We start from the raw sequence: 24,808 nt of genomic DNA on the forward strand, positions 1-24,808 counted from the left end.
CTAACGGTGGATCAGCCGCATGCCGCGGTCGAACCCGGCCAACTCGGCCTTGGCCGCGGCCGAATCGCGCAGGTGTGCGCGCAAGAAGGCCGTAGTCAGTTCGGCGAACGGGGCGAGCGCCTGCGCTTCGTCCGGCCCGTCCAGAAAAGCGCGGGCCGCCGTGGGATCGGCATCGGCGATGCCGAAGTGGTTGGCGCCCTCGACCACGGCCAGCAGATGCGCACCATCGGGCAGCGCCTCGGCGAAGGTGCGGGCAACCGGGTCCGGCCGATCGGCGCCGTCCTCACCGTAGCGGTCGGCGCTGCCGTTGATCACGCCGTCATTGGTGCCGACGCCGAGCAGCACCGGGCAAGCCACCTGGGCGGGCAGGACAGTGCCAGGTGCCCAGCCGAGCATGGTGGCCACCATGGTGTGCGCGCCCCACGCGAACACCGCTGCGACGCCAGGGAAGAAGCGCGCCGACTGCAGGACCACGGTGCCGCCCGCGGAATGCCCGCCGAGTGCGATGCGGTCCAGATCGAGCGCGCCGCGCAGCGGCGGCAGTTCGTTCAGTTGGGTGAGGGCGTCCAGGACGGCGCCGATGGTCGGACAGGTCGGCCGGGTGCCGTAGGCGTCGGGGCGTGCCGCATCCAGATCCACCCCCGGTGTGAGTCCGCGCTGTCCACCGAACAATTCGGCGACTCGGTCGAAGGTGACCACGACGAAGCCGCTTTCGGCGATCGCGGTGGCGAATCGGCGATAGGAGTCCTGGCCGACATTGACGCCGGAGAGGAACACCACCACCGGGTACGGCGCGTCCGCAGGGTCGGGCGCGAAAACCCCGGAAAGCCGCTCGGCGTCGGTACCGGAGGCAACCGCGGGGTAGTAGACCTTCAGATGGGCGGTGTCGAATGGCGCGTCGCCGTCGGTGCGAGCGGACCACCACAGGGAACGAATGAGGCTCATGCGGCAGGCCTCGGCAGGACCCGGTCGCCACCCCAGAGCGCACGAACCAGTCGCTCGGTGAGCTGCGCACCGAACATCCGCTCGCCCATCACATTCGCGGGGTCACGTTCGGCGATATTGCGGCGCATCGCCAGGTCCCGTGCCGCGAGTGCCGATTGTTCCTCGGCCGGAACGGGTTCGGCCGCGGCTACCCAGCCGAGCCACTGGTCCACCCGGGCCCGCAGCAGATCGGCGACGGTGTCGAGATTCGGGCGGGTCGACGGGAACGAATAGCAGTACGCGGTGGGTGACAGGCTGCCCCGAATGAATCCGGTGCGGCTGGTGAACCAGGCGAAGTCGGGATGTTCTTCCTTGAACTTCAGCCACGGTTCGTCGTTGGCCGCGTAGTAACTGTCGAAATAGCTTGTGTCGCCGACCAGGTCGCCGCGTGGGATGGCATCGACGTAGAACCAGCCGTCCGGCCAGAGCAGCAGGGCGGTGCCGAGATGCGGCACCCGGACCTGCGGGCCGAGCCACGCGGTGAGGTGCAGGTTGACGAAACCCGTTCGCGGATCACCGATCCAGGAATGCACCAGCCAGTCGATCTCGGGACCGGTGTAGGCGGCGAGGCTGCCTGCCGGTCCGGTGGCCGCGTCGCCATAGCTGTCCAGTTCGTCGGTGCTCGGGTCGCGGTTCAGCGTGAACCGCTCGGCGATCCGAAACTTCAACTCGGTCAGCAGTTCCCGCCACTCGTCGAACGTCGCGGTGACGTCGACCCGCGGTGTCTCGTCGACCATCTGTGCGACATGCCGCACGGTTTCCTTCATGAACCCTCCGGTCCTCGGTGTGTGGTCCGTGGGCGCCCGGCCACGAGATCGGTTCCCTTGGATACGTTGCGATTGACGGCTTGAGCCGGTCGTACGGTGGCGCGCACACTCAGCGCGCCCGGCGGTGCGTCGGTCACGATCGGATGGCTGATCACGCCGGTGAACGGCCCGGACCAGGTGGTCCACAAGGTGAAGTCCGGACTGAGTGCGTAGACAGCGCCGACGAGCCCGTTCTCGCCACTACCCGCGGCGAGCACGTTGAGCCGGTTTTCCGCGGCGCGCTCAGGCAATCCGAGCCGCAACTCCCACGGCTCGGCCGGAGTGCACGGTACCGCGACGACGTCCGCATCCTGAACGGCGGCGAGCCGGAACGTCTCCGGGAGCAGCGAATCGTCGCCCACCACGATGGCCATTCGCCCCCAAGGCAATTCGAAGACAATGAGTTCTGTGCCGAGCTCAATGAGCCAAGGGTGCCGGTTGGTCCGGTGCAGCTGGGGTTGGCGCCCGACGACGCCATCGGCGCCGACCAGTACCCCGTGATGTGCCGCGCCTTCGCGCATAGTCAGTACGGCATACGCGGTCGAGCCACGCAGTGCCCGAACAACTTCGGTGATGGAGATGTTCGCGAGCTCAGGCAGCACGAGCAGTTCGACGCCGTCGGCGACAAGGTCCTTGATCGTTCCCGCGTCGGGTGCGACGAGTGCGGTAGCCAGCGATTCGGCGCCCGGTCGCGCCCGCCGCGGGCTCGGGGTGGCGGCCAGCGACGCGTAGATCTCCGGACGGCGGGCCGCCACTATGTCGGTGCCATCCGGACGGCGCTTGTCGTCAGCGCGCGCGACGTCGATATCGGCGACGACGATCGCCTCGCCCGACGCGGGGGCCACGGCGACCGGGGTGCCGTCCGGTGCGACGACCTGGCTCTCACCCGCACCGTGCAACCGGTCCTCGGGCACCCCGAGCCGGGCCGCGATGGCGGGCAGTTGCGTCGCGGGCAGCAGCGGCCCGACCTTGTTCGCCGCGACCACCCACACCTTGTTCTCCGCCGCGCGGACCGGAACATGCAGGCTCGCCTCATCGACGGCGAACGAGTTGAGGCTGTTGAGCAGGAGCTGCGCGCCGCGCACCGCCAGCGAACGGGTGACCTCGTTGATCACGCCTTCCATGCAGGCGTACATGCCGATGCGGCCAAGCGGGGTCTCGATGACGGGTGATTCGGTGCGGCCCGGGTCGAGGTAGTCGTTCTCGGCGCCCATCAGGATCTGCTTGTCCGATTCGCCGAGTAGGGCGCCGTCCGGGCCGAACAGGAGGCCGGTGCCGGTGGTGCGGCCGTCCGGGCGGGCCAGCGTGACGCCGATCTTCACGTACATCCGGTGCCGTGCGGCGCGTCCGGCGATCGCGGTGAGGAATGCGTCGCCGGGTGTGCAGGCCATTCTGCGGGCATGCGCGCGGTCGTCGTACCAGGATAGGTGGTTACAGAACTCCGGAAGCACCACGAGTTCGGCCCCGGCGTCGGCGGCCGTGTCGATCATCCTGAGGCAGGCAGCGAGGTTGACCGCGAGGTCGGTCCCCGCGGCGAGTTGTCCGGCCGCGACTCGGGTCATCGACTCGCACGCTCCTATCCGGAATGCGTTTCGTATATCGAAACGCTGTTTCCATATTTGGATTCTGTACCGCACTGGCCGATCTGTCCAGGGGTGGACCGGATTTCGTGCGTCCGGCAGCACGCCTTGACACCCACTGGTGCCACGGGTTCAATATGGCAATTGCGAAACTGTGTTTCCTAGAGCGAAACACGCCGCAGGAGGTAAGGATGACGACCTGCGAACCGTCTACCGCGTGCTGGACGCGGACCACTGATTCGTCGAGACGCCGATGTCGGTCGGTGGCATGAGTTCCCAGACTTTCGAGCGCCGGAAGGTACGTGCGTGGATCGCCGTGTGCGCCGGGGTGATGCTGGGTCCGGCGTCCGGCGGGCAGCTGGTTTTGCTCACTAAGCCGCTAGGGGGCGCGCTGGGCGTGCCGGGGGCGGTGATCGGCTTCGTCGCACTGGCCGGGCTGATCTTCGGGTGTCTGACTGTGCCGCTGTGCCTTTGGCTGCTCCGGAGGTACTCCGCGAGTGCGCTGGCCGCCGCCTTCGCTGTGGTGGCCGGGTCGGCGACGATCGTTGCCGGTCTTCTTCCGGGGATTTGGGTGTTCACCGTGGGCGTGCTGCTCGCGGGAGCATGCGCCGGTCCGCTGCTGATCATCGGACGGGCGCTCGTAGCGAACGTGGACTCGCGCACCCTTTCCGGTTGGCATGCGGTGATGATCACCGGCGTCGCGATGGCTGCCGTGCTTGCCGTCGTCTATGACGGTGCGCCAGGAACTGGGCTGATCATTACCGGCAGTCTCGGCGCAGTTGTTGCGCCACTGTCGATTCGGCGCCGCGCAGCGCCACAATTCACCGGCAGATTGCGGGACTGGTGGTCGCTGCGGCAGGAGCCGCTCGGATATTCGGCCCCACTCGCGATCACGGCCGACCGTCCCCGCCTCAGGCACTCGTCGCTCTTACTCGGGTACGCGGCTATTGGACTCGCCATTGGCGGGACTACCTTGCCCGCCCTGCACCTGCTGCTGTTCCGGTGGAACGCCCTCGGCACCGAGCAGGCGACGTGGCTGCTTCTTGCCGCGATACCTGCCGTGTTCGCCGTGGCGCTGCCCGGCCGCATCGACGCCGTTGTGCCCCTGCTCATCCTGGCCGCGGGCGGTCCGCTGCTGGTCGGCACCGCGCCGGGAGCACTGCCGCTCGCTACTGGGATGGCCGTGACCCTGACGGCGGCCTGCCGTGCGGCGGCGTTACTCGATACCACTGTTTTCGCGGGGGTCGGGCTCGCCGATCGTGCCGTGGTCTGCGTGGTCACGGCGGCGGTCGCGGTGGCCGGAGCACTCGTCGGCCTCGGCATGGTTGATCTGCTCGGTCGATTCATCGGCACCGGTTCCGCGCTCGCCCTACTGGCCCTCGCCATCTTGGCTGTCGCCTTCCGCTGCGGTCGGCACGCGACCGTTCCCGCGCACCGGCAGAGCATCCCCGGACTGGCTCCTGAAGGAGGCGCTTGATGATCCGTGCCATAACCCATTCGGCCGCAACGCTGCTGATCGCCGCCTTGCTGAGCATCGGAGGCGGGCCGACGGCGAGCACGGCTCCGGAGGACCGCCCGGTGTTGCAGCTCAGCGAGACCACGAAGCTCACCGAAGGGCAGCGGATCACCGCGCGTGGCAGCGGCTTTCGGCCCGGCCTCGCGGCGGTGGCGGTCGGCGTCTGCCGTCAGGGTTTCACCAATGGCCTGAAGGACTGCGATCTCGACGGCGGGGCCACCTTCGTCAATATCGGCGACGACGGCACCTTCGGGACGCTGACCTTTACACTGCGCCACCGATTCCAGGGCATCGACTGTCTGCGCGAGCAGTGCGTGGTCGCTGCCGCGCCACTGCCAGGCACCGAACCACCCGCGATCATCGCGGCCAACTCGGCCGAGGTGCTCCTGGATTTCGCCGGCGCGCAGCTGCCGGTCGCCACCACGGCCGCGGTGGCGGCTGGCCCTGCCACCGATACCGACGGCCCGTCCACGCTGCTGTGGATGGCAACCGCGGGCCTGCTGGTGATCGTCGCCGGCCTCGCCCTCGCCGACCGGCGGCGGCTGTAAGAAGAACTCCTCAGGAGGAGCCCATGAGAACCCGCATAGCCCGCTTCGGCCTACTCGCCACCGCGACGCTCGCCGCACTGCTCGGCACGAGCCCGATCGCCTTGGCCGCCCCCGCTTTACAGCTGAGCCAGAACTCCGGTCTCACCGTCGGCCAAACCGTCACCGTCACGCTGGACGGCCTGCCCCCGAACCTGCCCACCGTTGCTGTCGGCCAATGCAAACCGCAGGTGGTCGCCCCCACCGACTGCAACCTCACCGGCTCGCTGCTCGGTACCGCCGACCCGCAAGGCACCTGGCAACCCAACGGCGGCAACAAAACCCTCACACTGATCGCCACCGTCGGCGGCACCGACTGCACGGCGGCCGCGGGCGCCTGCACCATCGCTGTCACCAGCTTGACCAATCCCAACCAGATCCTCGCGTCGGTGCCGCTGACCTTCGGTCCCGCAGCGGCGTCCGCGAAACCATCTGCCACAGCAGGGGATGCGAGCGCGTCGGAAAGTTCTGACGAGGACAGCAACACACCGCTCATCATCGGTATCGCGGCGGTCGTAGTGGTTGTGGTCGGCGCGGGAATCGTGGTGGCAGCACGCCGCCGAGCCGGAGGTTCCCGATGACCGCCGATGCGGGCAGCAACCAGGTGCTCACGCATGTGGTGCTGATGAAGTTCCACAACCGGTCCGACGCCGAGAAGGCCGCAGAACTCCTCACCGCCCTGGTCGATTCCGTGCCCCAGATCAGAACCCTCACCGTCTCTCTCGACGAACTCGCCACCCCCGTCTCCTACGACCTGTGCCTGACCACCACCCACGACTCGCCCGACGACCTGTCCGCCTACCAGGACCACCCAGCTCACCGCGAACTCGCCCAATGGCTCGTCCCCCGCCTGGCGGCGCGCGCCGTAGTCGACTACCACGTCCCCGCAAGCCATTAGCCAGCCCAACCGCACACGCCCTGCATGAGCCGCATACCCGCTATACGAAGGTGTGCGGCTCACGCAGAGGGTGTGCACATCCTTCGCTGGGGGGCGTGGGGAGGGGTTCAGTGGGGTGTGGGCGGGTAGGCGCGGGCTGGGAGGCCCGCACCGCCTGCTCGGAATGCGCCGGGGGCGTGCGCCACGGTGGTTTGGACGTACTCGCGCAGGCCCTCTTCGGCGTATTCACGGCCGTAGCCGCTGTGTTTGGTGCCGCCGAACGGGGCGCGCAAGGACATGCCGGTGCGGTTGTGCGTATTGATGAAGGTGAAGCCTGCTTCTAGCTGGGCGGCAAAGGCGAAGGCGCGGTCTTCGTCGGCCGACCACACCGAGGCGGCCAAGCCGAGATCGGAATCGTTTGCGCGGGTGAGAGCTTCGTTTTCGGTGCGGTAGGAGAGTATCGGCACGGCGGGACCGAACTGTTCGTGCCGCACGAGGTCGGCATCGTCCGGGAGGTGCAGGGCGAGAACCGGTTCCAGGAAGTACCCGTCGCTGTCCGGCGCATCGGCCAATGGGACGATCCGGCCGCCTCGATTCCGTGCGTCGCGCACCAGGCCGGTGATTCGCTCCATGGCGGCTCGGGTGACGACGGGCCCCATCGTGACCGCCTCGTCCAACGGGTCGCCGACGATCAGAATGCGCTGTGCGGCAGCGAGATAGGCATCGATGAACTCATCCGTCCTGCCCGCCGGGACGTACAACCGCTTGGCCGCCATGCACACCTGCCCCGCGGTGGCGAACGAGGCCAGTACCAGCCGTTCGTAATCCGCCGGGCCGAGCGCGAAGTCGTCGAGAAAGACGGCCGGGTCGTTGCCGCCGAGTTCGAGCACGACGGGCTTGATGCCTTGCCCCGCTGCCGCCGCGACGCTGCGGCCCGCCGCCGCACCACCGGTGAACGCAACCTTCCGGACCAGCGGATGGGCGATCAGCGCCTGCACGGTATCCGGACCACCATGTAGCACAGTGGTGCCCGGCAGCAGCGCGGCCGCCTCAGCGACCGCAAACGGTGCCAGCGGCGACGGCTTGAGTACCACCGTATTACCAGCTGCCAGCGCAGGTCCCAGCTTGAGCATCGACAGGATGATCGGCGCGTTCCACGGGGTAATCGCGACTATCACCCCGAACGGCTTGGGGGACATGCTGATCCGCCCCTGCCCATCATCGATGGCGGATGCGCCGAACACTTCGGGCCCGTGGTCGGCCACCCACCGCAGATAGGTTGCCGCGAAGCCGATCTCGCCCCGGCAGTCGGCGACCGGCTTACCGGACTCGCGGGCGAGCAGCGTCGCGAGTGCGTCCGTGCGCACATCGAGTTCGGTCGCGGCAGCCCGGATAGCGGCGAGCCGATCGGACAAGGAGCGCCCCGACCATTCCCGGAACTGCTTGTGCGCCTCTCGAACTACGGCGTCGACCGCGTCAGGCGCATTGACCGGGACAGTACCGACGACTTCCGTCGGGCACGCGGGATTCTCGCGCTCGACGATCACGACCGATCCCCCGTGTTCACCGCTGCGGCTCCAGCGAGTCGAGCAGGCAACTCCGCCGCAGATACGCGCGTGCGGCGGCCGGATCGGCGGCCAGCTCCCGCAGCTGCGCCCGATAGCTGTCATCATGGCCGCGCAATCGGTTCCAATTGTCGTGGCTGGTGCGTTGGACATGTTCGATCGCGACCGTGCGCCGTCGCTCGGCGGCAACATCGAGGCCCGACTCCGGTGCGCCGTCGAGTACGTCGGCCAGCGCGGTCGCCAGGGTGACCGCGTCGTGGATGCCGCTGTTCATGCCGAGACCGCCGAGCGGATTGTTGACGTGCGCCGCGTCGCCCATCAGCACGACACGGCCGAACCGGAAACGGTCGGTGACCCGCTGATGCACCCGATAGAGCGAGGCATGCGCTACCCGCCACGGCCGGCCGAGATCGGCGACAGCAGCCAACCGGGTTGGCAGCCTCCGCAATTCGTAGTGATCGGGCGAGTCCGCCGGAGTCGGCAGCAGCACCCGCCAATGCTCGGGTGTGCGCAGCAGGACCAGCCACTCACGGGGATCGAAGACATAGTTGATCGGCGCGATGCCGGGCAATGCGGCCGCGAGATCCTCCTCGACCGAGGCGACGAGGAAGCGCTCCGGGTAGGTACTGCCCTCGAACTCGGCGCCGAGACCACGACGTACCGCGGAATGCGCGCCGTCGGCCGCGAGCACCCACTCGGCTCGGAACGGCCCGCGTGCGGTGTCCAGCACCGGTTCCGTTGCGCTGGTGTCGATTCCGTCGACCTGGTGACCGAAGCGTACCTCCGCGTTGCCGGGCAGCGCGTCGAGCAGAATCGGCGTGAGCTTGCTCTGTTCGCATTGCACCCGGAAGGGAAAGGGGGTGTCCTGGGCGAGCACACCCAAATCGAGGGTCGCTATCGCCCCACCGCCGCGCTCCCGATATTGAAACGTCCGCGCGACGATTCCCTTGTCCAGCAACGCGTCCAGCACCGCGAGCCGTTGCAGCATCTCCAGCGTCGGCGGGTGGAACGTGGAGGCCCGAGACTCGCGTGCGAGCTCATCGCCCTGCTCCAGTACGGTGACCTGAATACCTCTGCGCGCCAATGTGAGTGCGGCGGTGAGCCCGACCGGCCCGGCGCCGACGACCGCGACCGTTGCCCGATCGGTCATGACATGTGCAGGGCGAAACGCCCTTCGACACCGACCACCCGCGCCCCGGTGAAGAAGCGCAGCGTCTCCGCCGTCCCCTCCTCGCCGAGCCCGGACCGGCCCCACGCGGGCCGGGGCGTCATCAGATGGAGGCTCATGACCGACGACCCGTTCACCTTTACTTCCCCGGCTCGGATCTGCCGTGCCACGGACAATGCGTGCTCCTCATCGCCGCCACACACGTACCCCTCCAAACCGTAGGGCACCGCATTGGCCAGTCGCACCGCATCGTCGATCCGGTCGTAGCCGACCACCCCCGCCACCGGACCGAACACCTCGACCGGCAGGTCTTCATCGAGAAGGGTTGGCGCCACGTAGTTTCCGATTTCCGGCACGGTTCCGAAGGAGCGGGAACGTGCGCTGCTTGCCGCGCGCACGACCTCCGTGTGCCGCGAGTGGATCAGCGGTCCGAAGTCGGTCAGCGGGTCCAGCGGCGTCCCCACCCGCAGCGCCGCTACCCGTTTGCCGATCGCCGCGACCAGGTCCTCGGTCCGGTCCGCGGGCACGATCAACCGGCCGAGCGCCCGGCACCACTGCCCGTTCAACGTGGTGAGCAGGTCGCAAGCCATCCGCGCGGCGGTGTCCAGGTCGGCGTCCGGCAGCACCACCAGCGGGTTGTTGCCGCCGAGTTCGAGCTGGCATGGCCGTAGCAGCGGCGCGGAGGCGGCGGCCACCGACCGTCCGCCGGCCAGGCCGCCGGTGAACGACACGGCCTTGACCCGCGGGTCCTGGACCAGCCGCGCGCCGAGCTCGGGGCCACCCTGGACCAGCTGGAACATCCCGGCGGGTACATGTTCGGCGATGACCTCCGCCAACACGATCGAGCTGTACGGGGCCAGCTCACTGGCCTTCAGGATCACCGGACAGCCCGCGGCCAACGCGTTCGCCACCTTGTGCGCGGCCATGGGCGCGGGCGCGTTCCACGGCACCAGACACAACGCGGTGCCCAGCGGCAGCCGGTACACCTCGACGCCGTCCCGGTCCGCGCGCAGCACGCCACCACGGACCTGTTCGGCCGCGAGCCGGAACGAGCCGGACACGATCGCACCGAGCAACCTGGTCTGCCTGATCGGTACCCCGGTGGCGAACGCGTCCAGCTCGGCGATCCGAGTCGCCCGTTGTTCGAGGTCGTCCGCAATCGCGTCGAGGACTCGCGGTTCGATCCGATCATCGAACGAATCCGCGACAGCCAGCGCGCGCTCGGCACGGACTTCACTGGTAGCCATTGCGCGGCAGACCTCTTCGCCGGTCGTCGGGTCCTCCAGTACGAAGTCGAGATCGGTTGTCGGCGTACCCCATTCACCGTCCACCAGATCGGCGAGGAAAGGCAGGTCAACGGTCATCGTGCGGCCTCCGTCGGTGCCGTGGTGAACAGTTCGTTCGCCTTCGCCTCGGTGACGATGCGCGCGACCTCCAGCATTCCGCGTTCGGCGGGAAACGTCATCACCAGACCCATCGCCAGATCGCGCAGCGCGCGCCCGGCCACCCCGCTCATCGCCGCCGCGGAGGTCCCGCCTGCCTTGAACGCGCCGAGCGCGACCTGGAAACACGCCTCGGTCACCGCGCCCTTGCCGAGCCGCCACTGGGTGAACACGTCCTGCTTCGGCTTGAACGGAGGCTCGGCGGTCTCGATCGTGAGTTGGTAGCGCAACCACAGGTAGGCGGTCTGCAGGTGCCGGGTCATCTCGCCGATCAACACCTGGTGCACGGGGGAGGAGGAGATGGGTTCCCCGGTGTCGGCGAAGGTTTTGGCGGTGGTCACGGCGATCGTCTCGTCGTAGACGTGCTGGGCGCAGCCGGTGTAGGCGGCCGCGATGGCCAGCTGGTTGCCGACGAAACTGCCTCGGCTCATGGTGAGCATCTTGGTGAACGCACCCGGTACCGCCATGGCTTCGTCATCCGGGATGAAGACCTGGTCGAGCCGGATCCCGTTGTTGGCGGTGGCGCGCATGCCGAGTCCGTCCCACGGCGCGCGCACGCTCACGCCGGGTGCGTCGCGCGGCACGAAGAAGGTGGCCAGACCGGCCGCGGTCTCGTAGCCCGCCAGTTTGGCGGAGGTGAGGTAGTAGTCGGCGACGCCGGTCGCGCACCCGAACGACTTCTCGCCCTGCAGGATCCAACCGCCGTCGGCTTTACGGGCAGTGGTGGCGATGGTGATGTTGGCGGCCGCGGTCTTCACCGATTCGGAGGCGAAGTTGGCCAGCCACACCCCGTCCGCCATTCGGGTGAGCACCTTCTCGGCGAAGGACTGGACGATCGGGATCTCGTCGTCGGCGAACAAGCCCGCCTCGATCGCCTCCAGGGGCAGCAGACCGCGCGAGGCGCTGGTGTTGTGGAAGAAGAACGCAAGCGCGGTCGACGGGCAGGCGGTGCCCATCGCGTAGGTGGCGGCGGCCAGGTCGCGCAGCGTGCCACCGAGCCCGCCGAACTTCTCCGGCACCACCAAACCGAGCAGGCCCGCGTCGCGCAGGAGACCGACGTGCGTCGTCGGGAAGGCGGCGAGCCGATCGGCCTCCTCGGCGGCCGCGCGCAAGGTCGGCAAGACGGCGTCGACCCGTTGGGCGCGTTCGCGTTCCGCGTCGGTCATGTCTTCGACGAGTCGTTCCCCGATCATCGGGCCATCCCCTCGTGGTAGGTGCGGTCGTGATAGATGAGTGGTTCCGCGGGCCGCGGCACGGCCGCGTCCCGCACCATGCCGAGCACGATGGTGTGATCCCCGGCGGGATGACAGGCGGCGACCACGCAGTCGAGCCAGGCCGTCGCGTCGGTGAGCACCGCGGCGCCGGTGGTCGCGGTACTCCAGTCGCCGACCGCGAAGCGATCGGCGTCCTGGCCCGGTTCGGCGAACCGGCGGCCGATGTCGCGGTGCTCGCTGCCGAGCACGTTGACCGCGAAAACTCCACTGCGCCGGACCATTCGGCACGTCGTGCCGTCGGAGGCCAGGCAGACCGAGACGAGCGGCGGATCGAGCGCCACACTGGTGAACGAACTCGCCGTCATGCCGTGCCGCTCGCCGTCTTCGCGAATTGTGGTGACGATGACGACGCCACTGGCCCACTGCGCCAATACCGTACGGAGATACGCCGGTTCCACCGCTGCCTCCGTTTCGATAGTGGAAACGCTGTCACGCACACGGTAACGCTGCGTCTCGGTTCGGCGCAAGGGGAGCGCGGCGAGAAAGGGGATGGTGTTTCGCATCGGGAAATCCGCCGCTTACACTTGCCGCGTGCCCGAAACCGAACCCGACAACCAGAGCCGGTCGATCGCCGCGGTCGAGCGGGCGATGGATGTGCTGCTGCTTTTCGGCCGCAGCGGCCGTCCCGATCTGGGAGTGACCGAGATCGCCACCGAGCTCGGCATCACCAAGGCCGCGGTGCATCGCATTCTCACCGCGCTGCGCAATCGCGATCTGATCACCCTCGAACCGACCACGCGCCGATACGCCCTCGGCCATGCCGCGATCGCCCTCGGCCGCGCCTATCTGGCGCGCACCGACCTGCGGGTGATGGCCGCGCCGGAATTGCGCAGGCTGGCCACCGTCACCGGGGAGACCGCGACGCTGTCGATCCGGCGCGGCGACACCCGTATGTACGTGGATCAGGTTGTGCCGGACCAGGAATTGCGGATGGAGGTCGCGCTCGGCGTGCCGTATCCGCTGTACGCGGGCAGTTCGTCGAAGGTGATCCTGGCGCTGCTGCGCAAGGAAGAGATCGACGAGTACCTCGGCAGGCACGAGCTGACCCCGTTCACCGACGCCACCATCACCACGGCGCGCAAGTTGCGCACCGAGCTCACCGCGATCAAGAAGCGCGGCTACGCGGTGTCGATGGGGGAGCGCCAGGTCGGGGCCGCGTCCATTGCCGCGCCCATCCTGGATCACGACGGCGGCGTGGTGGCGGCGATCAGCGTGTGCGGGCCACTGTCGCGGTTTCAGCCGCGGATGGACGAGTGCGTCCCGATGTTGTTGAAAGCGACTGGCGCGGTGTCGGCTCAGCTGGGCTACCCGGGATAGTCCCGCCTCACAGGTTGGCACCGGGCTTCAGCACGCCGAGTGTCGCCGCGGCGAGCACGCTGCCCCAGATCAGCCACACGTAGGGTAGGCAGCCGTCGACGCTGCGGCGCAGCGTGCGCTCCACCTCCTCGCTGGAGCCCTCCGCGAACAGGCTGGTGAAGGCGGGCCCGAAGGGGCGCAACGTCATTCGTATGCCAAGTCCTGCCGCGATCGCCAGCGCGTAGAGCAGGATCTTGCCGCCGAGCCAGCGCGGGTTGGTGGTGACACCGAATGGTGTGCTGGCCAACAGTGCGTAGGCACCCGCAACACCCATGCCGATGATCACCCCGCTGCGGAAGGTGAGGTCGACCCTGCGCGCCAAGGCATTTCGTCCATGCGTGCGGTGCGTGACCACGGTGAACATCAGCCAAGCGGCGGCGAACAGCCAGGTCAGCACAACGAACCACCATGGAAACAGGCTGATTCCGAACAGTGTCGCGCCGTGTGGATCGAGTGCCATCAGGGTGACTCCGCTCGGCAGGAACAGCACCAGACAGATCTTCGGCGCCAGGTCCAGGCCGCTCATGATCGCCAGCGCGGTGCTTCTGGCCTGCGCGGTCAGGTTCGGGTCGATGACGAAACGGCTCGAATAGAACACGCCGAGATCGCCGCCGAGCCAGAACACGAACAGCACGAGATGGAGCATGATCCACCAGCCGTGCGGGTGTGCGCCCATGGAATCCTCTTGTCCGTCAGTGATTTATGCGCGATCAGCGCAGGAGTGCGAGTGCTTCGTCGAGGCCGAGCACATCGGCGTACTTGGCCTGCAGATCGAGCAGATTGGCGTGCTGCAGCCGGGGATCGCGGTCGCCGCAGGCGTCGGCGACGACCAGCGGACGGAAGCCGTGTTGCATGGCGTCGGTCGCGCTGGCGCGCACGCAGCCACTCGTGGTCAGTCCGACGATCATCAGTGTGTCGATGCGGTCGGCGCTGAGTGCCGCGGCGAGCGGGCTGGCGTAGAAGGCGCTCGGGTACTGCTTGGTGATCACCAGCTCGCCGGGCAGCGGTGCCGGGTCGGCGAGGAAGCTACCGAGTGGGTTGCCGTCCTCGAAGACGCGTAGCGCCGGAACTTTTCGGCGGAACAGCCCGCCATCCGGGCCACCCGGTTCGAACCGCATTCTGGTGAACACCACCGGGATCCCGGTGTCGCGGGCCTGCGCGACGATCTGTCCGGCGGCCTGCACAGCCGCCTCGACCGGCGCGCGCAGCGGCGAGCCGTCGGTGAGGTAGGCGGCGCAGATGTCCACCACCAGCACCGCCACGGAGTCACCGGTACCGAGTGTCGCACTGAATTCCGAACGGCGGTAGTCCGCTTCGAGGTCGTTCATGTACGGCTCCTAAATGATGCCGTCGGCGGCGAGTTGAGTGCGCGCCTCGACATCGAGGCCGAGCAGATCGCCGTAGACCTCGTCGTTGTGCGCGCCGAGGTCCGGCCCGGGATGCCGGACGGAGCCCGGTGTTTCGCTCAGCTTCGGGACGACGTTCTGCATCGGCAGTTCGCCGAACTCGGGGTGGGCCAGGCGCACGATCGCCTCGCGTGCCGCGAAATGCGGGTCGGCGAACATGTCTCGTGCGGTGAAGATGCGGCCTGCGGGAACGCCCGCGGTGTGTAGCTGGTCGAGCAGGTCCTCGGTGCCGAGGGTGCTGGTCCAGGCGGCGATCAGGTCGTCCAGCTCGGCCATCCGCGCACCACGTGCGGTATGTGTCGAAAACCGTTCGTCGGCAGCGAGTTCCGGTGCGGCCATGACCTTGGTGAGCCTGGCGAAGACGGTGTCCTGGTTGGCGGCGATGAGGATCATCTCGCCGTCGGCGGTGGGGTAGACGTTGCTCGGCGCGACATTCGGCAGCACCGAACCGGTGCGCTCGCGCTGGTAGCCGGTGATCGCGAATTCGGGCAGCAGCGATTCCATCATGGCCAGCACCGCCTCGTAGATGGCCGAGTCCACCAACTGTCCACGGCCGCTGCGGGCCCGGTGGTGGACCGCGGCGAGGGTGCCGATGGTCGCGAACACGGCGGCTAGTGCGTCACCGAGCGAGGTACCGGTGCGGGCCGGTGGATGATCCGGATCGCCGGTGACATAACGGATTCCGCCCATCGCCTCGCCGATCGAGCCATAACCGGCGCGGGGTGCGTAGGGACCGGTCTGACCGTAACCGGTGACCCGCACCAGGATCAGGCCGGGATTGGTTTCCCGGAGGCGGTCGAAGCCGAGGCCCCAGCGTTCCAGTGTCCCCGGACGGAAGTTCTCGATCACGATGTCCGCACGGGAGATCAGCTCACGGGCCAAGCGCTGGCCTGCCGGGTCGCGCAGATTGCAGGTCACCGACTTCTTGTTCCGCGCGACCACCGGCCACCACAGCGATCGGCCTTGCGCTTGTTCGCGCCCCCACTGCCGCATGGGGTCGCCGCTGCCGGGTGCCTCCAGCTTGATCACCTCGGCGCCGAAATCACCGAGTAGTTGCCCGCAGAACGGTCCGGCCAGCAGTTGGCCCATCTCGATGACGCGCAGATCCGCCAGCGGCCCTGGTGATTTCGTCGGTCCGGCCGTCATGCGGCCCTCCATTCCTTCGCACCCGAATGCCCCGCGTCGGCCCGGTCCGCGCCATGCGAGATCTCGCTGAAATTGGATACAATGTATCCCGTAGCGGAACAGGCTGGCAACACGAAGGGGTGGTGTTTCGCTGGTGGAAACAGGAGGGTCCGTGGACGTCACACTGGTCGAGGTCGCGCCGAGAGATGGCCTGCAGAACGAGCCCGAGCCGGTGTCGCTGCCGGACAAGGTCGAGCTGATCCGCCGCTCGGTCGATGCCGGGCTCCGCCGCATCGAGGCGGTCAGCTTCGTCGACCCACGCCGGGTGCCGCAGCTGGCCGACGCCGAAGCTGTCATGGCGGCGGTGCCGCGCCGTGCGGGAGTGTCCTACGCGGGCTTGGTTTTCAACGACCGCGGTCTCGACCGGGCACTGGCGGCCGGGGTGGACGAAATCAATGTTGTTGTGGTCGCGACCGATTCGCTGAGCCGGCGCAACCAGGGCTGTTCGGTGGAGCAGGGCATCGAGCGCTGGACGCGCCTGGCCGAACGCGCGGCCGCCGCGGGCTTGTTCCGCACCGTCACCATCGCCGCGGCCTTCGGCTGCCCCTTCGACGGCGAAGTCCGCACCGACCACGTGCTGGAATTGGTCCGCCGGATCGCCGCCGCCGCTCCGGACGAAATCGCCTTCGCCGACACCATCGGCGTCGGCACCCCCGACCGGGTCCGAACGCTGGTGAACGGCGCGAAATCGATCAGCCCAGAAACGACACTGCGCTGCCATTTCCACAACACCCGAAACACCGGCTACGCCAACGCCTTCGCCGCCCTGGACGCAGGTGTCCGGGTACTGGACGCCAGCACCGGTGGCATCGGCGGCTGCCCCTTCGCCCCCGACGCCACCGGCAACATCGCCACCGAAGACCTGCTGTACGCATTGGATCGGATGGAAATCCACACCGGAGTACGCACCGACCGGGTAATCGAAACAGGCACCTGGCTCGCCGACGTCCTCGGCAAACCGGTCCCCGCGCTGCTAGGTCGAGCGGGCACGTTCCCGGCCGCCGAGTAGGGCGGCTACTGCGGCGAATGTCAGGAGTCGATCAGGCTGCCCACGGGCCGATGCCGCCGACCTTGTCGATTCGGATGCGGGTGAGCAGGCCCGGGGGTGCGTTGTCCGGCGGGAAGTCGACCCCCGGACTGGCCAGGGTCTTCGCCAGTTCTTTGAGCAGTTCGGGTGCGCCGCCCTCGACGATCCGCGCGGTGCCCTTGATCGACAAGTACGGCCGCATTATCTCGCCGCGCTCGGCAGACAGGATCGTCACCGCGACCCGAGGGTCACGACGGACGTTGCGGACCTTCTGATATTCCCCGAGGTGGGCGGTGACGAGCTCGTCCCCATCCGGTGTCGATTGCAGTGCCACCCACACCACGCTGACCTGCGGGCTGCCGTCAGGATTGATCGTGACCAGCGTTGCGTCGGCACCGGCCCCGATGAGTGCGCGAGCGTCGTCGTCGAGTTCCATGTGTTGTTCCTACCTCGCAACCGCCGCTTTCATTCCCGGCCCGCGCCGCTGCCGGGAAGCCTGGCACCGCCCCGAACAGATGTCGACCCCTTATACCGGGGCCCGTGGAGGAGTTTCAATAGCGTCGTCAGATCGTCGGTATTCGCTAGGCGATAGACACCGTCGCTGACGTCCGCGGCCTGGGTGGGGGTCAACAGGGATTCGGTGTTGAGGCGGAACTTGGTGGCTAGTTCGTCGGCGGAGAGGGGGTTCGCGGGGCCGCCTCGGTTGACGTCGATCCGTTCGGTCAAGGTGTGGCCGTCGTGCAGGCTGGCGGTGAGTACCGCGGGGAACTGGTGCGGAAATATCTCGTCGCAGCGGGTATCCGGGACGCAGCGGACGCGTGCGGCCAGTGCGAGCCGGGCGGGGTCACGGGCGGACTGGTCGGTGAAGTCCTCGTGGAACAGGCCGAGCCCGCCGCCGCCGAGCAGGGCCGACGCGACGGTGTATGGGCCGGAAAAGGCCGCGTGGTAACCGGACTCGGGCCGTGCTTTGGCCGCCGCGGGTTCGCCGATGGTGCGCAGGGCCGCTGTCGGGGCACCGAGTTCGAGTGCGGCGATGTCGTCCGCGCGGACGCCACGTTTTCGTAAGCGCAGCGCGGCATCGATGCCCGCGTGGGTGAAGTGGTTGCACGGGTAGGGCTTGAAGAAGACGTTGGGTAGTTCCCATTCGGTGCCGAGGCCGTCCACGATCGCGCCGACATGTGCCTGGTCACCGCAGAACGCCTGCAGCAATCCGAATCGGCCCTCGAATACCGTCGGCGGTCCGGTGAGTCCGGCACGGGCGAGTGCGGCGGCGGTGACCGCCGCGTGTGCCGCCCAGCCGCAATGCACCCGCTTGACCGTGCCGCCGGTCCGATTCGCCTCCAGCAGACCCGACCCCATGCTCGCGGCGATGCCGATCGCATCGGCGATCCCCGCGGCATCGAGTCCGGACAGCATGGCGGCCGCCGCCGCACCGCCGAGTGTTCCGCAGATGGCGGTGGCGTGCAGTCCCCGTTCGAAGAAGACGGAATTCCCGAGATCGTCGTTGTACCCGGCCATTCCGACACGGACGGTGATCTCGACGCCGACCGCGATGGCGTCCAGCAGCGCGGCGCCACCGGCCCCGTGCGCTTCGGCGACCGCCAGCGCCGCGGGTACCACGGACGCCGACGGATGCAGCACCGACGGCAGATGCGTGTCGTCGAAATCCATGGCGTGCGCGAGCGTTCCGCCCAGTAGTGCGGCGCTGGGCTCCGGGTAGCGCTCGCCGAGTCCGAGTGCGGTCGCCCTCGGCCGACCACCCCACTCCGTCACCAGCACCCGCACGGCCGCTGCCGCCGGTGTCGACAGCGCGGCAAAACTGTTGCCGAGTACATCGAGTACCCGGCGCGCGGCATCCGCCCGAAGTTCCGCGCCGACGCCGTGATCGCGAGCCGCCGCCGCGAACGCCGCAAGTCGCTGCACTACGGTCTCGCCGTTCCTCGGAGCGCTCCCGACTGTGCCGGTCACCGGCTGACCGCCGCGAGGGGGCGGACCGGAGAGCCGGTGCCGCCGACGATGCGCAGCGGGGCGAGTACGAAGACGAACTCGGCGCGGCGTGCCGCTGAAAGCTCTTCCAGCGCAAGGTGCTCGATGATGTAGATGCCGGACTCGACGAGGAGGAGCCGATGCACGGGCAGCACGCGATGCCCCGCACCGGGTGGAACGCATTCGTAGGCGGTGGTATCCGCACCGGTAGCGATCACATCATGGTTGGCCAACCACTGAGCGGCCTCGACACCGACGCCGGGAACGCCGGATTCGCTGCCAAGGTAGGCGGCGGGGTCGGCGAAGAGCCGGGACCACCCGGTTCGGATCAGGACAACGTCGCCGGGCTCCGGGCGTACATCCGCTTGACGTGCCGCGCGCTGGAGATCATCCGCGGTGATCTCGTAGCCGCCGGGCAGGAAGTCGGTTTCGTGCAGGCGCGCGACATCCAGCAGCACGCCCCGACGCAGCAGCCCGGGCAGGTGCTCGGCGCCATGTGTGCCGAACGCGCCGCCGCGTTGCGCTTCGTAGGCGTCGACACCACCGTGCAGGGCACCGTTCTGGCTGACATGGCTGAGTGCGTCGATGTGCGTGCCGACATGCCCACCGGTCACGATGATCTCGTTGGCGGCCGAGCCACCGTCCGGCCGCACCGCATCACCATGCCTGCGCGCCAACGTCATTCGGAAGCCGGGATGATTCGGCGAACAAGGCATCCCGGTGAAGAACGGCTGCCCCAGCTCGATCAGCCGCACGCCGCCGCGCACCGCGGCCAGCAGAGGGTCTGTCGCACTTGCCACCTTCGGCGAGGCGGCCCGCGGATCCGGTGCGCTCATCGGATCACCCCGGAGTGCCGCAGTTCCACCAGTCTGGCCGCGTCGATCCCATAGTTCGCCAGCACCTCCGCAGTGTGCGCACCCAAAGGTGGTCCAGTCCATCGGATTCCGCCCGGCGTCGCGGAGAGGCGAAACAGTATGTTCTGCATTCGTATCGGCCCCAGTTCCGGATCGGCCAGCGTCGCGATCGAGCCGAGGGCATCGAATTGCGGATCGGCGAGCACATCGGCGGCGGTATAGATCGGCGCGACGGCCGCTTCGGCCTTCTCGAACGCCCACACCACCTCTCGGGTGCCGCGCTGTCCGATCCATGCCCCAACCGCGGCATCAAGTTCGTCCGCATGCGCGGCTCGTTCGGCGCCTGAGCCGAACCACGGTTGTTCGATGAGGTCCGCCCGCCCGACCAGTCGCATGACCCGCTCGGCGACCGACTGCGCGCTGGTCGACACCGCGACCCAGCCGTCGGTGGTGCGATAGGTGTTGCGCGGCGCGTTGTTCGACGATCGGTTGCCCATCCGCGGTTGCACTTCGCCGAGTTGGTCGTAGGCGAGGATGTGCGGTCCGAGTAGGGTCAGGATGGGCTCGATGATGGCCAGATCGATCTGCTGGCCGTGCCCGTCGCGGTCGCGGGCGCGCAGTGCGGTGAGGACGGCGAAGGCGGTGGTCAGGCCGGTGATGCCGTCGGCTAGCCCGAACGGCGGCAGTGTCGGCGGCCCATCGGGTTCGCCGGTGACGGCGGCGAATCCGCTCATCGCCTCGGCGAGTGTGCCGAATCCTGGCCGCCGCGCGTAGGGACCGAACTGGCCGAAGCCGGTGACCCGCGCGAGCACCACGCGTGGATTCAGTTCGCGCAGTTGGTCATAGCCGAGGCCCCAGCGTTCCAAGGTGCCCGGGCGGAAGTTCTCGATCACCACGTCGGCGTCGGCGACCATGCGCCGGAAGATGTCTTGCCCCGCGGGCGAACCCAGATACAGCGTGATCGACTTCTTGCCGCGGCCGAGCAACTTCCACCAGAGCCCGACGCCGTCGCGCTGTGCACCATGGCTGCGTACCGGGTCGCCGTTCGGGTGCTCGATCTTGATCACCTCGGCGCCGAAATCGGCCAGCATGGTGGCCGCCAGCGGACCGGCGAACAGCGTCGCCACGTCGAGCACCCGGATTCCGGACAAGGGTTGCGCCGTCGTCTCGTTCATTGCCCCAGCTCCCTCGCACAGCGCCGCCCAAACCGTTGACTGTTTCTCTATGGGAAACGAGTTGGCGTCGCAGCAACGTTGACTACCTGCGCATGGTACTGCCATGATCGTCGGAAGTGTAATAGTGTTTCGCATAAGGAAACTCAACTATGGCTACGACCGACCTGTTGATCCGGAACGCCCGCGTCGTGCGCCCGAGCGACCCGCCCGCCGACAACCCGGAACCACTCGACATCACCGTGGCGGATGGCACCATTACCGGTATCGGCCCGAAACTCGCTGCCGCACCGGGCATCCGGACGGTAGACGCCGACGGTCTGCTCGCCTTCCCCGGTGTGGTCGACGCGCACCAGCATTGGGGCATCTACCGTGATCTCGCCGACGACACCGCGAGCGAGAGCCGCGCCTGCGCGCAGGGCGGCGTGACCAGCTCACTCAACTATCTGCGGACCGGCCGCTACTACCTGAACAAGGGTGGCCCCTACCGGGAGTTCGTGCCGGAGGTGCTCGACCGCATGGCCGGGCGCTCCTACGTCGACTACGGCCTGCACCTCGCACCGATGACACGTGAGCACATCACCGAAATACCCAGCCTCATCGAGGATTACGGGATCACCTCGTTCAAGATCTTCATGTTCTACGGTGGTCACGGCCTGCACGGCCGGGCCACCGACCAGTCCGACTTCCTGATGATCCCGCCGGACGAACGCTACGATCTGGCGCACTTCGAGTTCGTCATGCGCGGCGTGCAACGCGCCCGAGAAACACTCGGGCAGCGGATCTCCCTGTCGCTGCACTGTGAGACCGCCGAAATCATGGCCGCCTACACCGCTTTGGTGGAGCAGGACGATGCGCTCACCGGTCTACGCGCCTACAGTGCCTCGCGCCCACCGCATTCCGAGGGGCTGGCCATCACCATCGCCGCCTACCTCGCGCACGAGACCGGACTGCCCGATATCAATCTGCTGCACCTGTCCTCGGCCAAAGCGGTCGAGGCCGCCATGACGATGGCTTCGGCCTTCCCGCACGTCAACTTTCGGCGCGAGGTCACCATCGGGCACCTGCTCGCCGATGTGGACAGCGCCCCCGGCCTCGGCGGCAAGGTGAACCCGCCGCTGCGCGATCGCGGCGACGTCGAGGCGCTGTGGCGGCACCTGCTGGCGGGCGAGCTGGACTGGGTGGTGAGCGACCACGCCTGCTGCCGTGACGAACAGAAGTTCGGCGCCGACCGCGACAACGTGTTCCTGGCCAAGTCCGGCTTCGGCGGCGCGGAGTACTTGCTGCCCGGGCTGGTCGGGGAAGGCATGAAGCGCGGCCTGGCGCCGCAGCGCATCGCCGCACTCACCGCATGGAACCCGGCCCGGCGCTACGGCCTCACCCGAAAGGGCACGCTGGCCGAGGGTTACGACGGCGACATCGTCCTCGTCGATCCGCACGCCCAGTGGACTGTGCGTGCAAAGGACTCCGCCTCCGCCCAGGAGTACACCCCGTTCGAGGGCTTCGACATGACCGCCCGGGTGACCGACGTCTTCCTGCGCGGTCACCACCTCTACCGCGACGGCCGGATCGCGGACGAACCGCACGGCCGCTACCTGCATCGCAGCGCCCGCTGAGGATCGGCCGCCGGGGCGTGCCAGCCGAGGGGCGGGTGACGCTGTACTACCGTCGCTGGCATGCGGCTTCACGTGGGCTGTGCGATGTGGACGCACGCGGCATGGCAGGAATGGCAACCGGCTTCCGGTGATCGGCTGGCGGCCTACGCCGACCGGTGCAACGCGGTGGAAGGCAACACGACCTTCTATGCGATACCCGCGCGGCGCACCGTCGAGTCGTGGGCCAGGCAGACCGGGCCGGACTTCCGATTCGCGGTGAAACTGCACAAATCGATCACCCACGAGCGCAGGCTGACCGGCGCCGAGGAGGAGCTTCGCACGTTTCTGTCCGCGATCGAACCGCTCGGTCCGCGGACGCACGCCCTGTGGGCGCAGTTGCCCGCCTCGTTCGGTCCGACCGACCTCGGGGCGCTGGCCGGATTCCTGCGCCAGTTGCCGCGCTCGTACCGCCCGGCCGTAGAAGTCCGGCATCGCGCCTTCTTCGAAAACGACCAAGCCGCCGCGCAGCTGGAGCGGGTGCTCGCCCGGGTCGGCGCCGAGTGGATCCCCTTCGACACCACCACCCTCTTCGACGGCTTGCCGGTCACCACCGCCGAACAGGAGGCCTGGTCGAAGAAACCGCGGGTGCCACGCCGGACCCGTGCACTGACCGAATTCCCGATCGTCAGATACCACGGACGCGATGCCACCGAGCGCACGGTCGAGGGTTGGCAGCCGTGGATCGGCACGGTCGTGGACTGGCTGCGCGAAGGGCGATCACCCACCGTCTTCATCCACACCCCGGACAACGCCGAGGCCGTGCCGCTCGCCCGCCGCTTCCATGCGGAGATCACGGCACGACTGCCGGAGTTGGACCCGCTGCCCGAGCCCGCACCTAGCGGGCCGATGACCCTGTTCTAACGGCTTCCGATGGGCTGCTGCAGAATTCCCGCGAGCAGCGTGCCCGCGCCTTGCAGCCAGAGTGGCCAGCTGGCGGGATCCAGTGCCATCGATCCCTCGTCGTGGATGGCGCAGCCCGGCTGGGCGGGGACGCCGTCGAACCTCTCCTTCAACCACAGCAATACCCGCGCCAAGCTGTCGATCTCCAGCGTGATGTGTTCACTGAAATGGTCGCGGGTGTACTGCACCTGGGCCTTGGGGTCTCGGCAATATTCGTCGACGAGGGTGTTGACCGGGCCGACCGGAGCGATCCAGTCGGGGTTGGAGTTGAAGATGAACATCGGCATAGCGGGCACGGCTTTACCCATCCGGAGTGCGTCGAAGACCTTCGTAGGGACGGGGTCGTTCAACGCGTTGGGTGAGTCGTAGAGGCCGCCCTCGAGATTCATGAACGGGAACAGCGCGGCGGAGTAGAGACACAACGAGTCCTTGATCGGCGCCACGGCCTTGCCGAGCGGGTTCATGTGCTGCTCGTTGTAGGCGGCCAACTCCGGGTACTCCCTTGCTACGCCGAGCAATCCCGTGAAGATCAGCCCGGCGCCCAGATTGCCGCTGGCGAGCTGGTACATCGCCTTGATGTCGGCCGGAACGCCACCTTCCGACGCGCCGACGATATTGAGCTCCGGTGCGTAGGACGCGGCCTGTTCGGCGGCGTGCCCGGTGGTGATCGCGCCGCCGGAATATCCGGCCATGCCCACCTTGGTCTGTGGATCGAGGCCCATTGGTGCGAAGTTCTCGGCCGCCCGGATGCCGTCGAGGGTGATCCGCGCACCCAGCGGTCCCGCGGCGAACGCGCCGTTCGGGCCCTGATGGTCCGGCATCGCCACCGCCCACCCCGCACCGAGCGCGGTCAGTGGCAGCACGAACTCGAACGGTATGTCGAACTGGCCGGTGATATTGCCGGGCACCGAGGCCTGTTGCAGCGCATAGGATGCCGCGCAGTAGTTCGCATTCGAGTCCTGCGGGAACTGGTACGACAGCAGCGGGCGCGGTGCGCCGCCGTTGTTGCCGCGCGGCTTCATCAGCGTGGTGACCGCGGCGATCGGTTCGTCGCGGGTGTTGGTGGACCGGAACGACAACTGCCATGCGTCGATGTTGAACGGAATGACCGAGTAGAGCGCCAGATGGACCTCGCGGGCCGCGATGATTTCCCCCGGCTTCTTCGCGGCCACGATATCCGCGGGTGGCCTATAAAATCCCGGATCGAGTTCCGGCGGGGCCGGCGGAATCGGAAACGGGAGCGCTGGCTGCACCGGAACCTGGTCCGCAGCAGGGTGTTGATCAGCCGGGGCTGCGAATGCTGGTATTCCCACAGCAAATTGAGCGGATGTTGCGATCACGGCGATGAAAGACGCGTAGCGGAATCGCCCGATCTTTCCGGAGACGACGGTATTCATGGATCTTCTTTCGCTGGTGAGCTGTGCCGATGAGAGCCAATGAATGGATCTGTCGGGCGGAAGATTATTCCGGC

Annotated in this window: 24 protein-coding genes; 8 read left to right on the forward strand and 16 right to left on the reverse strand. The window is 68.0% G+C overall.

From position 1 onward, the window contains the following. From KV110_RS07800 to KV110_RS07810, 3 genes are read right to left on the reverse strand one after another with little or no spacing between them, the layout of a single operon-like run. Positions 1-945: an alpha/beta hydrolase family protein gene (locus tag KV110_RS07800; RefSeq protein WP_218474686.1), complete on the reverse strand. Its 945-nt coding sequence runs from the start codon at positions 943-945 to the stop codon at positions 1-3. Beyond that, on the reverse strand, positions 942-1,751 hold the full coding sequence (locus KV110_RS07805; RefSeq protein WP_218474688.1) for an oxidoreductase: 810 nt from the start codon (positions 1,749-1,751) through the stop codon (positions 942-944). The genes KV110_RS07800 and KV110_RS07805 overlap by 4 nt, the downstream gene beginning before the upstream one ends. Beyond that, positions 1,748-3,352 carry a nitrilase-related carbon-nitrogen hydrolase gene (locus KV110_RS07810; RefSeq protein ID WP_218474690.1) on the reverse strand — a complete coding sequence of 535 codons (1,605 nt, stop codon included), beginning with the start codon at positions 3,350-3,352 and terminating at the stop codon, positions 1,748-1,750. Before KV110_RS07810 ends, KV110_RS07805 begins: the two co-directional genes overlap by 4 nt. A gap of 286 nt (positions 3,353-3,638) precedes the next feature. Between KV110_RS07810 and KV110_RS07815 the strand changes: the two genes are divergently transcribed. From KV110_RS07815 to KV110_RS07830, 4 genes are read left to right on the forward strand one after another with little or no spacing between them, the layout of a single operon-like run. Beyond that, a complete protein-coding gene (locus KV110_RS07815; RefSeq protein WP_218474692.1) occupies positions 3,639-4,847 on the forward strand; it encodes a hypothetical protein in 1,209 nt (402 codons plus the stop codon). Beyond that, positions 4,847-5,434, forward strand: a complete 588-nt coding sequence (locus KV110_RS07820; protein ID WP_218474694.1) for a GPS-CTERM domain-containing protein — start codon at positions 4,847-4,849, stop codon at positions 5,432-5,434. Before KV110_RS07815 ends, KV110_RS07820 begins: the two co-directional genes overlap by 1 nt. A 23-nt stretch (positions 5,435-5,457) precedes the next feature. Continuing rightward, the gene (locus tag KV110_RS07825) at positions 5,458-6,051 is read left to right on the forward strand and encodes a neocarzinostatin apoprotein domain-containing protein (RefSeq protein ID WP_218474696.1); all 594 of its coding nucleotides are present in this window, start codon (positions 5,458-5,460) and stop codon (positions 6,049-6,051) included. Next, positions 6,048-6,368 (forward strand): Dabb family protein, encoded by a 321-nt coding sequence (locus tag KV110_RS07830; protein WP_218474698.1) that lies wholly within the window; start codon positions 6,048-6,050, stop codon positions 6,366-6,368. The genes KV110_RS07825 and KV110_RS07830 overlap by 4 nt, the downstream gene beginning before the upstream one ends. A 107-nt stretch (positions 6,369-6,475) precedes the next feature. Here the strand turns inward: KV110_RS07830 and KV110_RS07835 are convergent, their stop codons facing one another. Genes KV110_RS07835 through KV110_RS07855 form a run of 5 tightly spaced genes read right to left on the reverse strand, consistent with a single transcriptional unit; the run spans position 6,476 to position 12,299 of the window. Then, positions 6,476-7,894, reverse strand: a complete 1,419-nt coding sequence (locus tag KV110_RS07835) for an aldehyde dehydrogenase family protein (RefSeq protein WP_218474700.1) — start codon at positions 7,892-7,894, stop codon at positions 6,476-6,478. Between the two features lie 16 nt (positions 7,895-7,910). Beyond that, a complete protein-coding gene (locus KV110_RS07840) occupies positions 7,911-9,062 on the reverse strand; it encodes an FAD-dependent oxidoreductase (RefSeq protein ID WP_218474701.1) in 1,152 nt (383 codons plus the stop codon). After that, positions 9,059-10,444 (reverse strand): aldehyde dehydrogenase family protein, encoded by a 1,386-nt coding sequence (locus tag KV110_RS07845; RefSeq protein ID WP_218474703.1) that lies wholly within the window; start codon positions 10,442-10,444, stop codon positions 9,059-9,061. Before KV110_RS07845 ends, KV110_RS07840 begins: the two co-directional genes overlap by 4 nt. Then, positions 10,441-11,715 carry an acyl-CoA dehydrogenase family protein gene (locus KV110_RS07850; protein ID WP_246634393.1) on the reverse strand — a complete coding sequence of 425 codons (1,275 nt, stop codon included), beginning with the start codon at positions 11,713-11,715 and terminating at the stop codon, positions 10,441-10,443. Before KV110_RS07850 ends, KV110_RS07845 begins: the two co-directional genes overlap by 4 nt. Further along, complete coding sequence (locus tag KV110_RS07855) at positions 11,712-12,299, reverse strand: flavin reductase family protein (RefSeq protein ID WP_218474705.1); 588 nt, start codon at positions 12,297-12,299, stop codon at positions 11,712-11,714. Before KV110_RS07855 ends, KV110_RS07850 begins: the two co-directional genes overlap by 4 nt. 28 nt (positions 12,300-12,327) lie before the next feature. On the opposite strand from KV110_RS07855, the gene KV110_RS07860 reads away from it, so the two are divergent. Then, entirely contained in the window at positions 12,328-13,113 is a 786-nt protein-coding gene (locus KV110_RS07860; protein ID WP_218474707.1) for an IclR family transcriptional regulator, read from the forward strand. Between the two features lie 7 nt (positions 13,114-13,120). On the opposite strand, the gene KV110_RS07865 is transcribed toward KV110_RS07860, so the two are convergent. The 3 genes from KV110_RS07865 to KV110_RS07875 are packed head-to-tail and all read right to left on the reverse strand — an operon-like array spanning position 13,121 to position 15,704. Beyond that, complete coding sequence (locus KV110_RS07865) at positions 13,121-13,828, reverse strand: hypothetical protein (protein WP_218474709.1); 708 nt, start codon at positions 13,826-13,828, stop codon at positions 13,121-13,123. A gap of 34 nt (positions 13,829-13,862) precedes the next feature. Beyond that, positions 13,863-14,480, reverse strand: a complete 618-nt coding sequence (locus KV110_RS07870) for an isochorismatase family protein (protein WP_218474710.1) — start codon at positions 14,478-14,480, stop codon at positions 13,863-13,865. A 9-nt stretch (positions 14,481-14,489) separates the two neighbouring features. Continuing rightward, positions 14,490-15,704 (reverse strand): CaiB/BaiF CoA transferase family protein, encoded by a 1,215-nt coding sequence (locus KV110_RS07875; RefSeq protein WP_246634394.1) that lies wholly within the window; start codon positions 15,702-15,704, stop codon positions 14,490-14,492. Between the two features lie 151 nt (positions 15,705-15,855). Between KV110_RS07875 and KV110_RS07880 the strand changes: the two genes are divergently transcribed. Continuing rightward, positions 15,856-16,752, forward strand: coding sequence for a hydroxymethylglutaryl-CoA lyase (locus KV110_RS07880; RefSeq protein WP_218474713.1), 897 nt, complete (start codon positions 15,856-15,858; stop codon positions 16,750-16,752). Positions 16,753-16,783: 31 nt separating this feature from the next. Here the strand turns inward: KV110_RS07880 and KV110_RS07885 are convergent, their stop codons facing one another. Genes KV110_RS07885 through KV110_RS07900 form a run of 4 tightly spaced genes read right to left on the reverse strand, consistent with a single transcriptional unit; the run spans position 16,784 to position 20,785 of the window. Continuing rightward, positions 16,784-17,206: a PPOX class F420-dependent oxidoreductase gene (locus KV110_RS07885; protein ID WP_218474715.1), complete on the reverse strand. Its 423-nt coding sequence runs from the start codon at positions 17,204-17,206 to the stop codon at positions 16,784-16,786. A 29-nt stretch (positions 17,207-17,235) separates the two neighbouring features. Continuing rightward, complete coding sequence (locus KV110_RS07890; protein ID WP_246634395.1) at positions 17,236-18,693, reverse strand: MmgE/PrpD family protein; 1,458 nt, start codon at positions 18,691-18,693, stop codon at positions 17,236-17,238. A 41-nt stretch (positions 18,694-18,734) separates the two neighbouring features. Then, the gene (locus KV110_RS07895) at positions 18,735-19,592 is read right to left on the reverse strand and encodes a cyclase family protein (RefSeq protein ID WP_218474719.1); all 858 of its coding nucleotides are present in this window, start codon (positions 19,590-19,592) and stop codon (positions 18,735-18,737) included. Next, positions 19,589-20,785 (reverse strand): CaiB/BaiF CoA transferase family protein, encoded by a 1,197-nt coding sequence (locus KV110_RS07900; protein ID WP_218474721.1) that lies wholly within the window; start codon positions 20,783-20,785, stop codon positions 19,589-19,591. The genes KV110_RS07895 and KV110_RS07900 overlap by 4 nt, the downstream gene beginning before the upstream one ends. A gap of 149 nt (positions 20,786-20,934) precedes the next feature. Here KV110_RS07900 and KV110_RS07905 point away from each other — a divergent pair, with 149 nt between their 5' ends. Continuing rightward, a complete protein-coding gene (locus KV110_RS07905; protein ID WP_218474723.1) occupies positions 20,935-22,398 on the forward strand; it encodes a dihydroorotase in 1,464 nt (487 codons plus the stop codon). 60 nt (positions 22,399-22,458) lie between these two features. Then, positions 22,459-23,298: a DUF72 domain-containing protein gene (locus KV110_RS07910; RefSeq protein ID WP_246634396.1), complete on the forward strand. Its 840-nt coding sequence runs from the start codon at positions 22,459-22,461 to the stop codon at positions 23,296-23,298. Here the strand turns inward: KV110_RS07910 and KV110_RS07915 are convergent. Next, positions 23,295-24,734, reverse strand: coding sequence for a lipase family protein (locus KV110_RS07915; RefSeq protein WP_218474725.1), 1,440 nt, complete (start codon positions 24,732-24,734; stop codon positions 23,295-23,297). The genes KV110_RS07910 and KV110_RS07915 overlap by 4 nt on opposite strands. Between the last annotated feature and the right edge of the window lie 74 nt (positions 24,735-24,808).

This window comes from Nocardia iowensis (genome assembly GCF_019222765.1).
Classification (GTDB): domain Bacteria; phylum Actinomycetota; class Actinomycetes; order Mycobacteriales; family Mycobacteriaceae; genus Nocardia; species Nocardia iowensis.

Coding starts and splice junctions, on each gene's coding strand:
- KV110_RS07800 (WP_218474686.1), bottom strand. CDS start 945: ATGAGCCTCATTCGTTCCCTGTGGTGGTCCGCTCGCACCGACGGCGAC.
- KV110_RS07805 (WP_218474688.1), bottom strand. CDS start 1,751: ATGAAGGAAACCGTGCGGCATGTCGCACAGATGGTCGACGAGACACCG.
- KV110_RS07810 (WP_218474690.1), bottom strand. CDS start 3,352: ATGACCCGAGTCGCGGCCGGACAACTCGCCGCGGGGACCGACCTCGCG.
- KV110_RS07815 (WP_218474692.1), top strand. CDS start 3,639: ATGAGTTCCCAGACTTTCGAGCGCCGGAAGGTACGTGCGTGGATCGCC.
- KV110_RS07820 (WP_218474694.1), top strand. CDS start 4,847: ATGATCCGTGCCATAACCCATTCGGCCGCAACGCTGCTGATCGCCGCC.
- KV110_RS07825 (WP_218474696.1), top strand. CDS start 5,458: ATGAGAACCCGCATAGCCCGCTTCGGCCTACTCGCCACCGCGACGCTC.
- KV110_RS07830 (WP_218474698.1), top strand. CDS start 6,048: ATGACCGCCGATGCGGGCAGCAACCAGGTGCTCACGCATGTGGTGCTG.
- KV110_RS07840 (WP_218474701.1), bottom strand. CDS start 9,062: ATGACCGATCGGGCAACGGTCGCGGTCGTCGGCGCCGGGCCGGTCGGG.
- KV110_RS07845 (WP_218474703.1), bottom strand. CDS start 10,444: ATGACCGTTGACCTGCCTTTCCTCGCCGATCTGGTGGACGGTGAATGG.
- KV110_RS07850 (WP_246634393.1), bottom strand. CDS start 11,715: ATGATCGGGGAACGACTCGTCGAAGACATGACCGACGCGGAACGCGAA.
- KV110_RS07855 (WP_218474705.1), bottom strand. CDS start 12,299: ATGCGAAACACCATCCCCTTTCTCGCCGCGCTCCCCTTGCGCCGAACC.
- KV110_RS07865 (WP_218474709.1), bottom strand. CDS start 13,828: ATGGGCGCACACCCGCACGGCTGGTGGATCATGCTCCATCTCGTGCTG.
- KV110_RS07870 (WP_218474710.1), bottom strand. CDS start 14,480: ATGAACGACCTCGAAGCGGACTACCGCCGTTCGGAATTCAGTGCGACA.
- KV110_RS07875 (WP_246634394.1), bottom strand. CDS start 15,704: ATGACGGCCGGACCGACGAAATCACCAGGGCCGCTGGCGGATCTGCGC.
- KV110_RS07885 (WP_218474715.1), bottom strand. CDS start 17,206: ATGGAACTCGACGACGACGCTCGCGCACTCATCGGGGCCGGTGCCGAC.
- KV110_RS07895 (WP_218474719.1), bottom strand. CDS start 19,592: ATGAGCGCACCGGATCCGCGGGCCGCCTCGCCGAAGGTGGCAAGTGCG.
- KV110_RS07900 (WP_218474721.1), bottom strand. CDS start 20,785: ATGAACGAGACGACGGCGCAACCCTTGTCCGGAATCCGGGTGCTCGAC.
- KV110_RS07905 (WP_218474723.1), top strand. CDS start 20,935: ATGGCTACGACCGACCTGTTGATCCGGAACGCCCGCGTCGTGCGCCCG.
- KV110_RS07910 (WP_246634396.1), top strand. CDS start 22,459: ATGCGGCTTCACGTGGGCTGTGCGATGTGGACGCACGCGGCATGGCAG.
- KV110_RS07915 (WP_218474725.1), bottom strand. CDS start 24,734: ATGAATACCGTCGTCTCCGGAAAGATCGGGCGATTCCGCTACGCGTCT.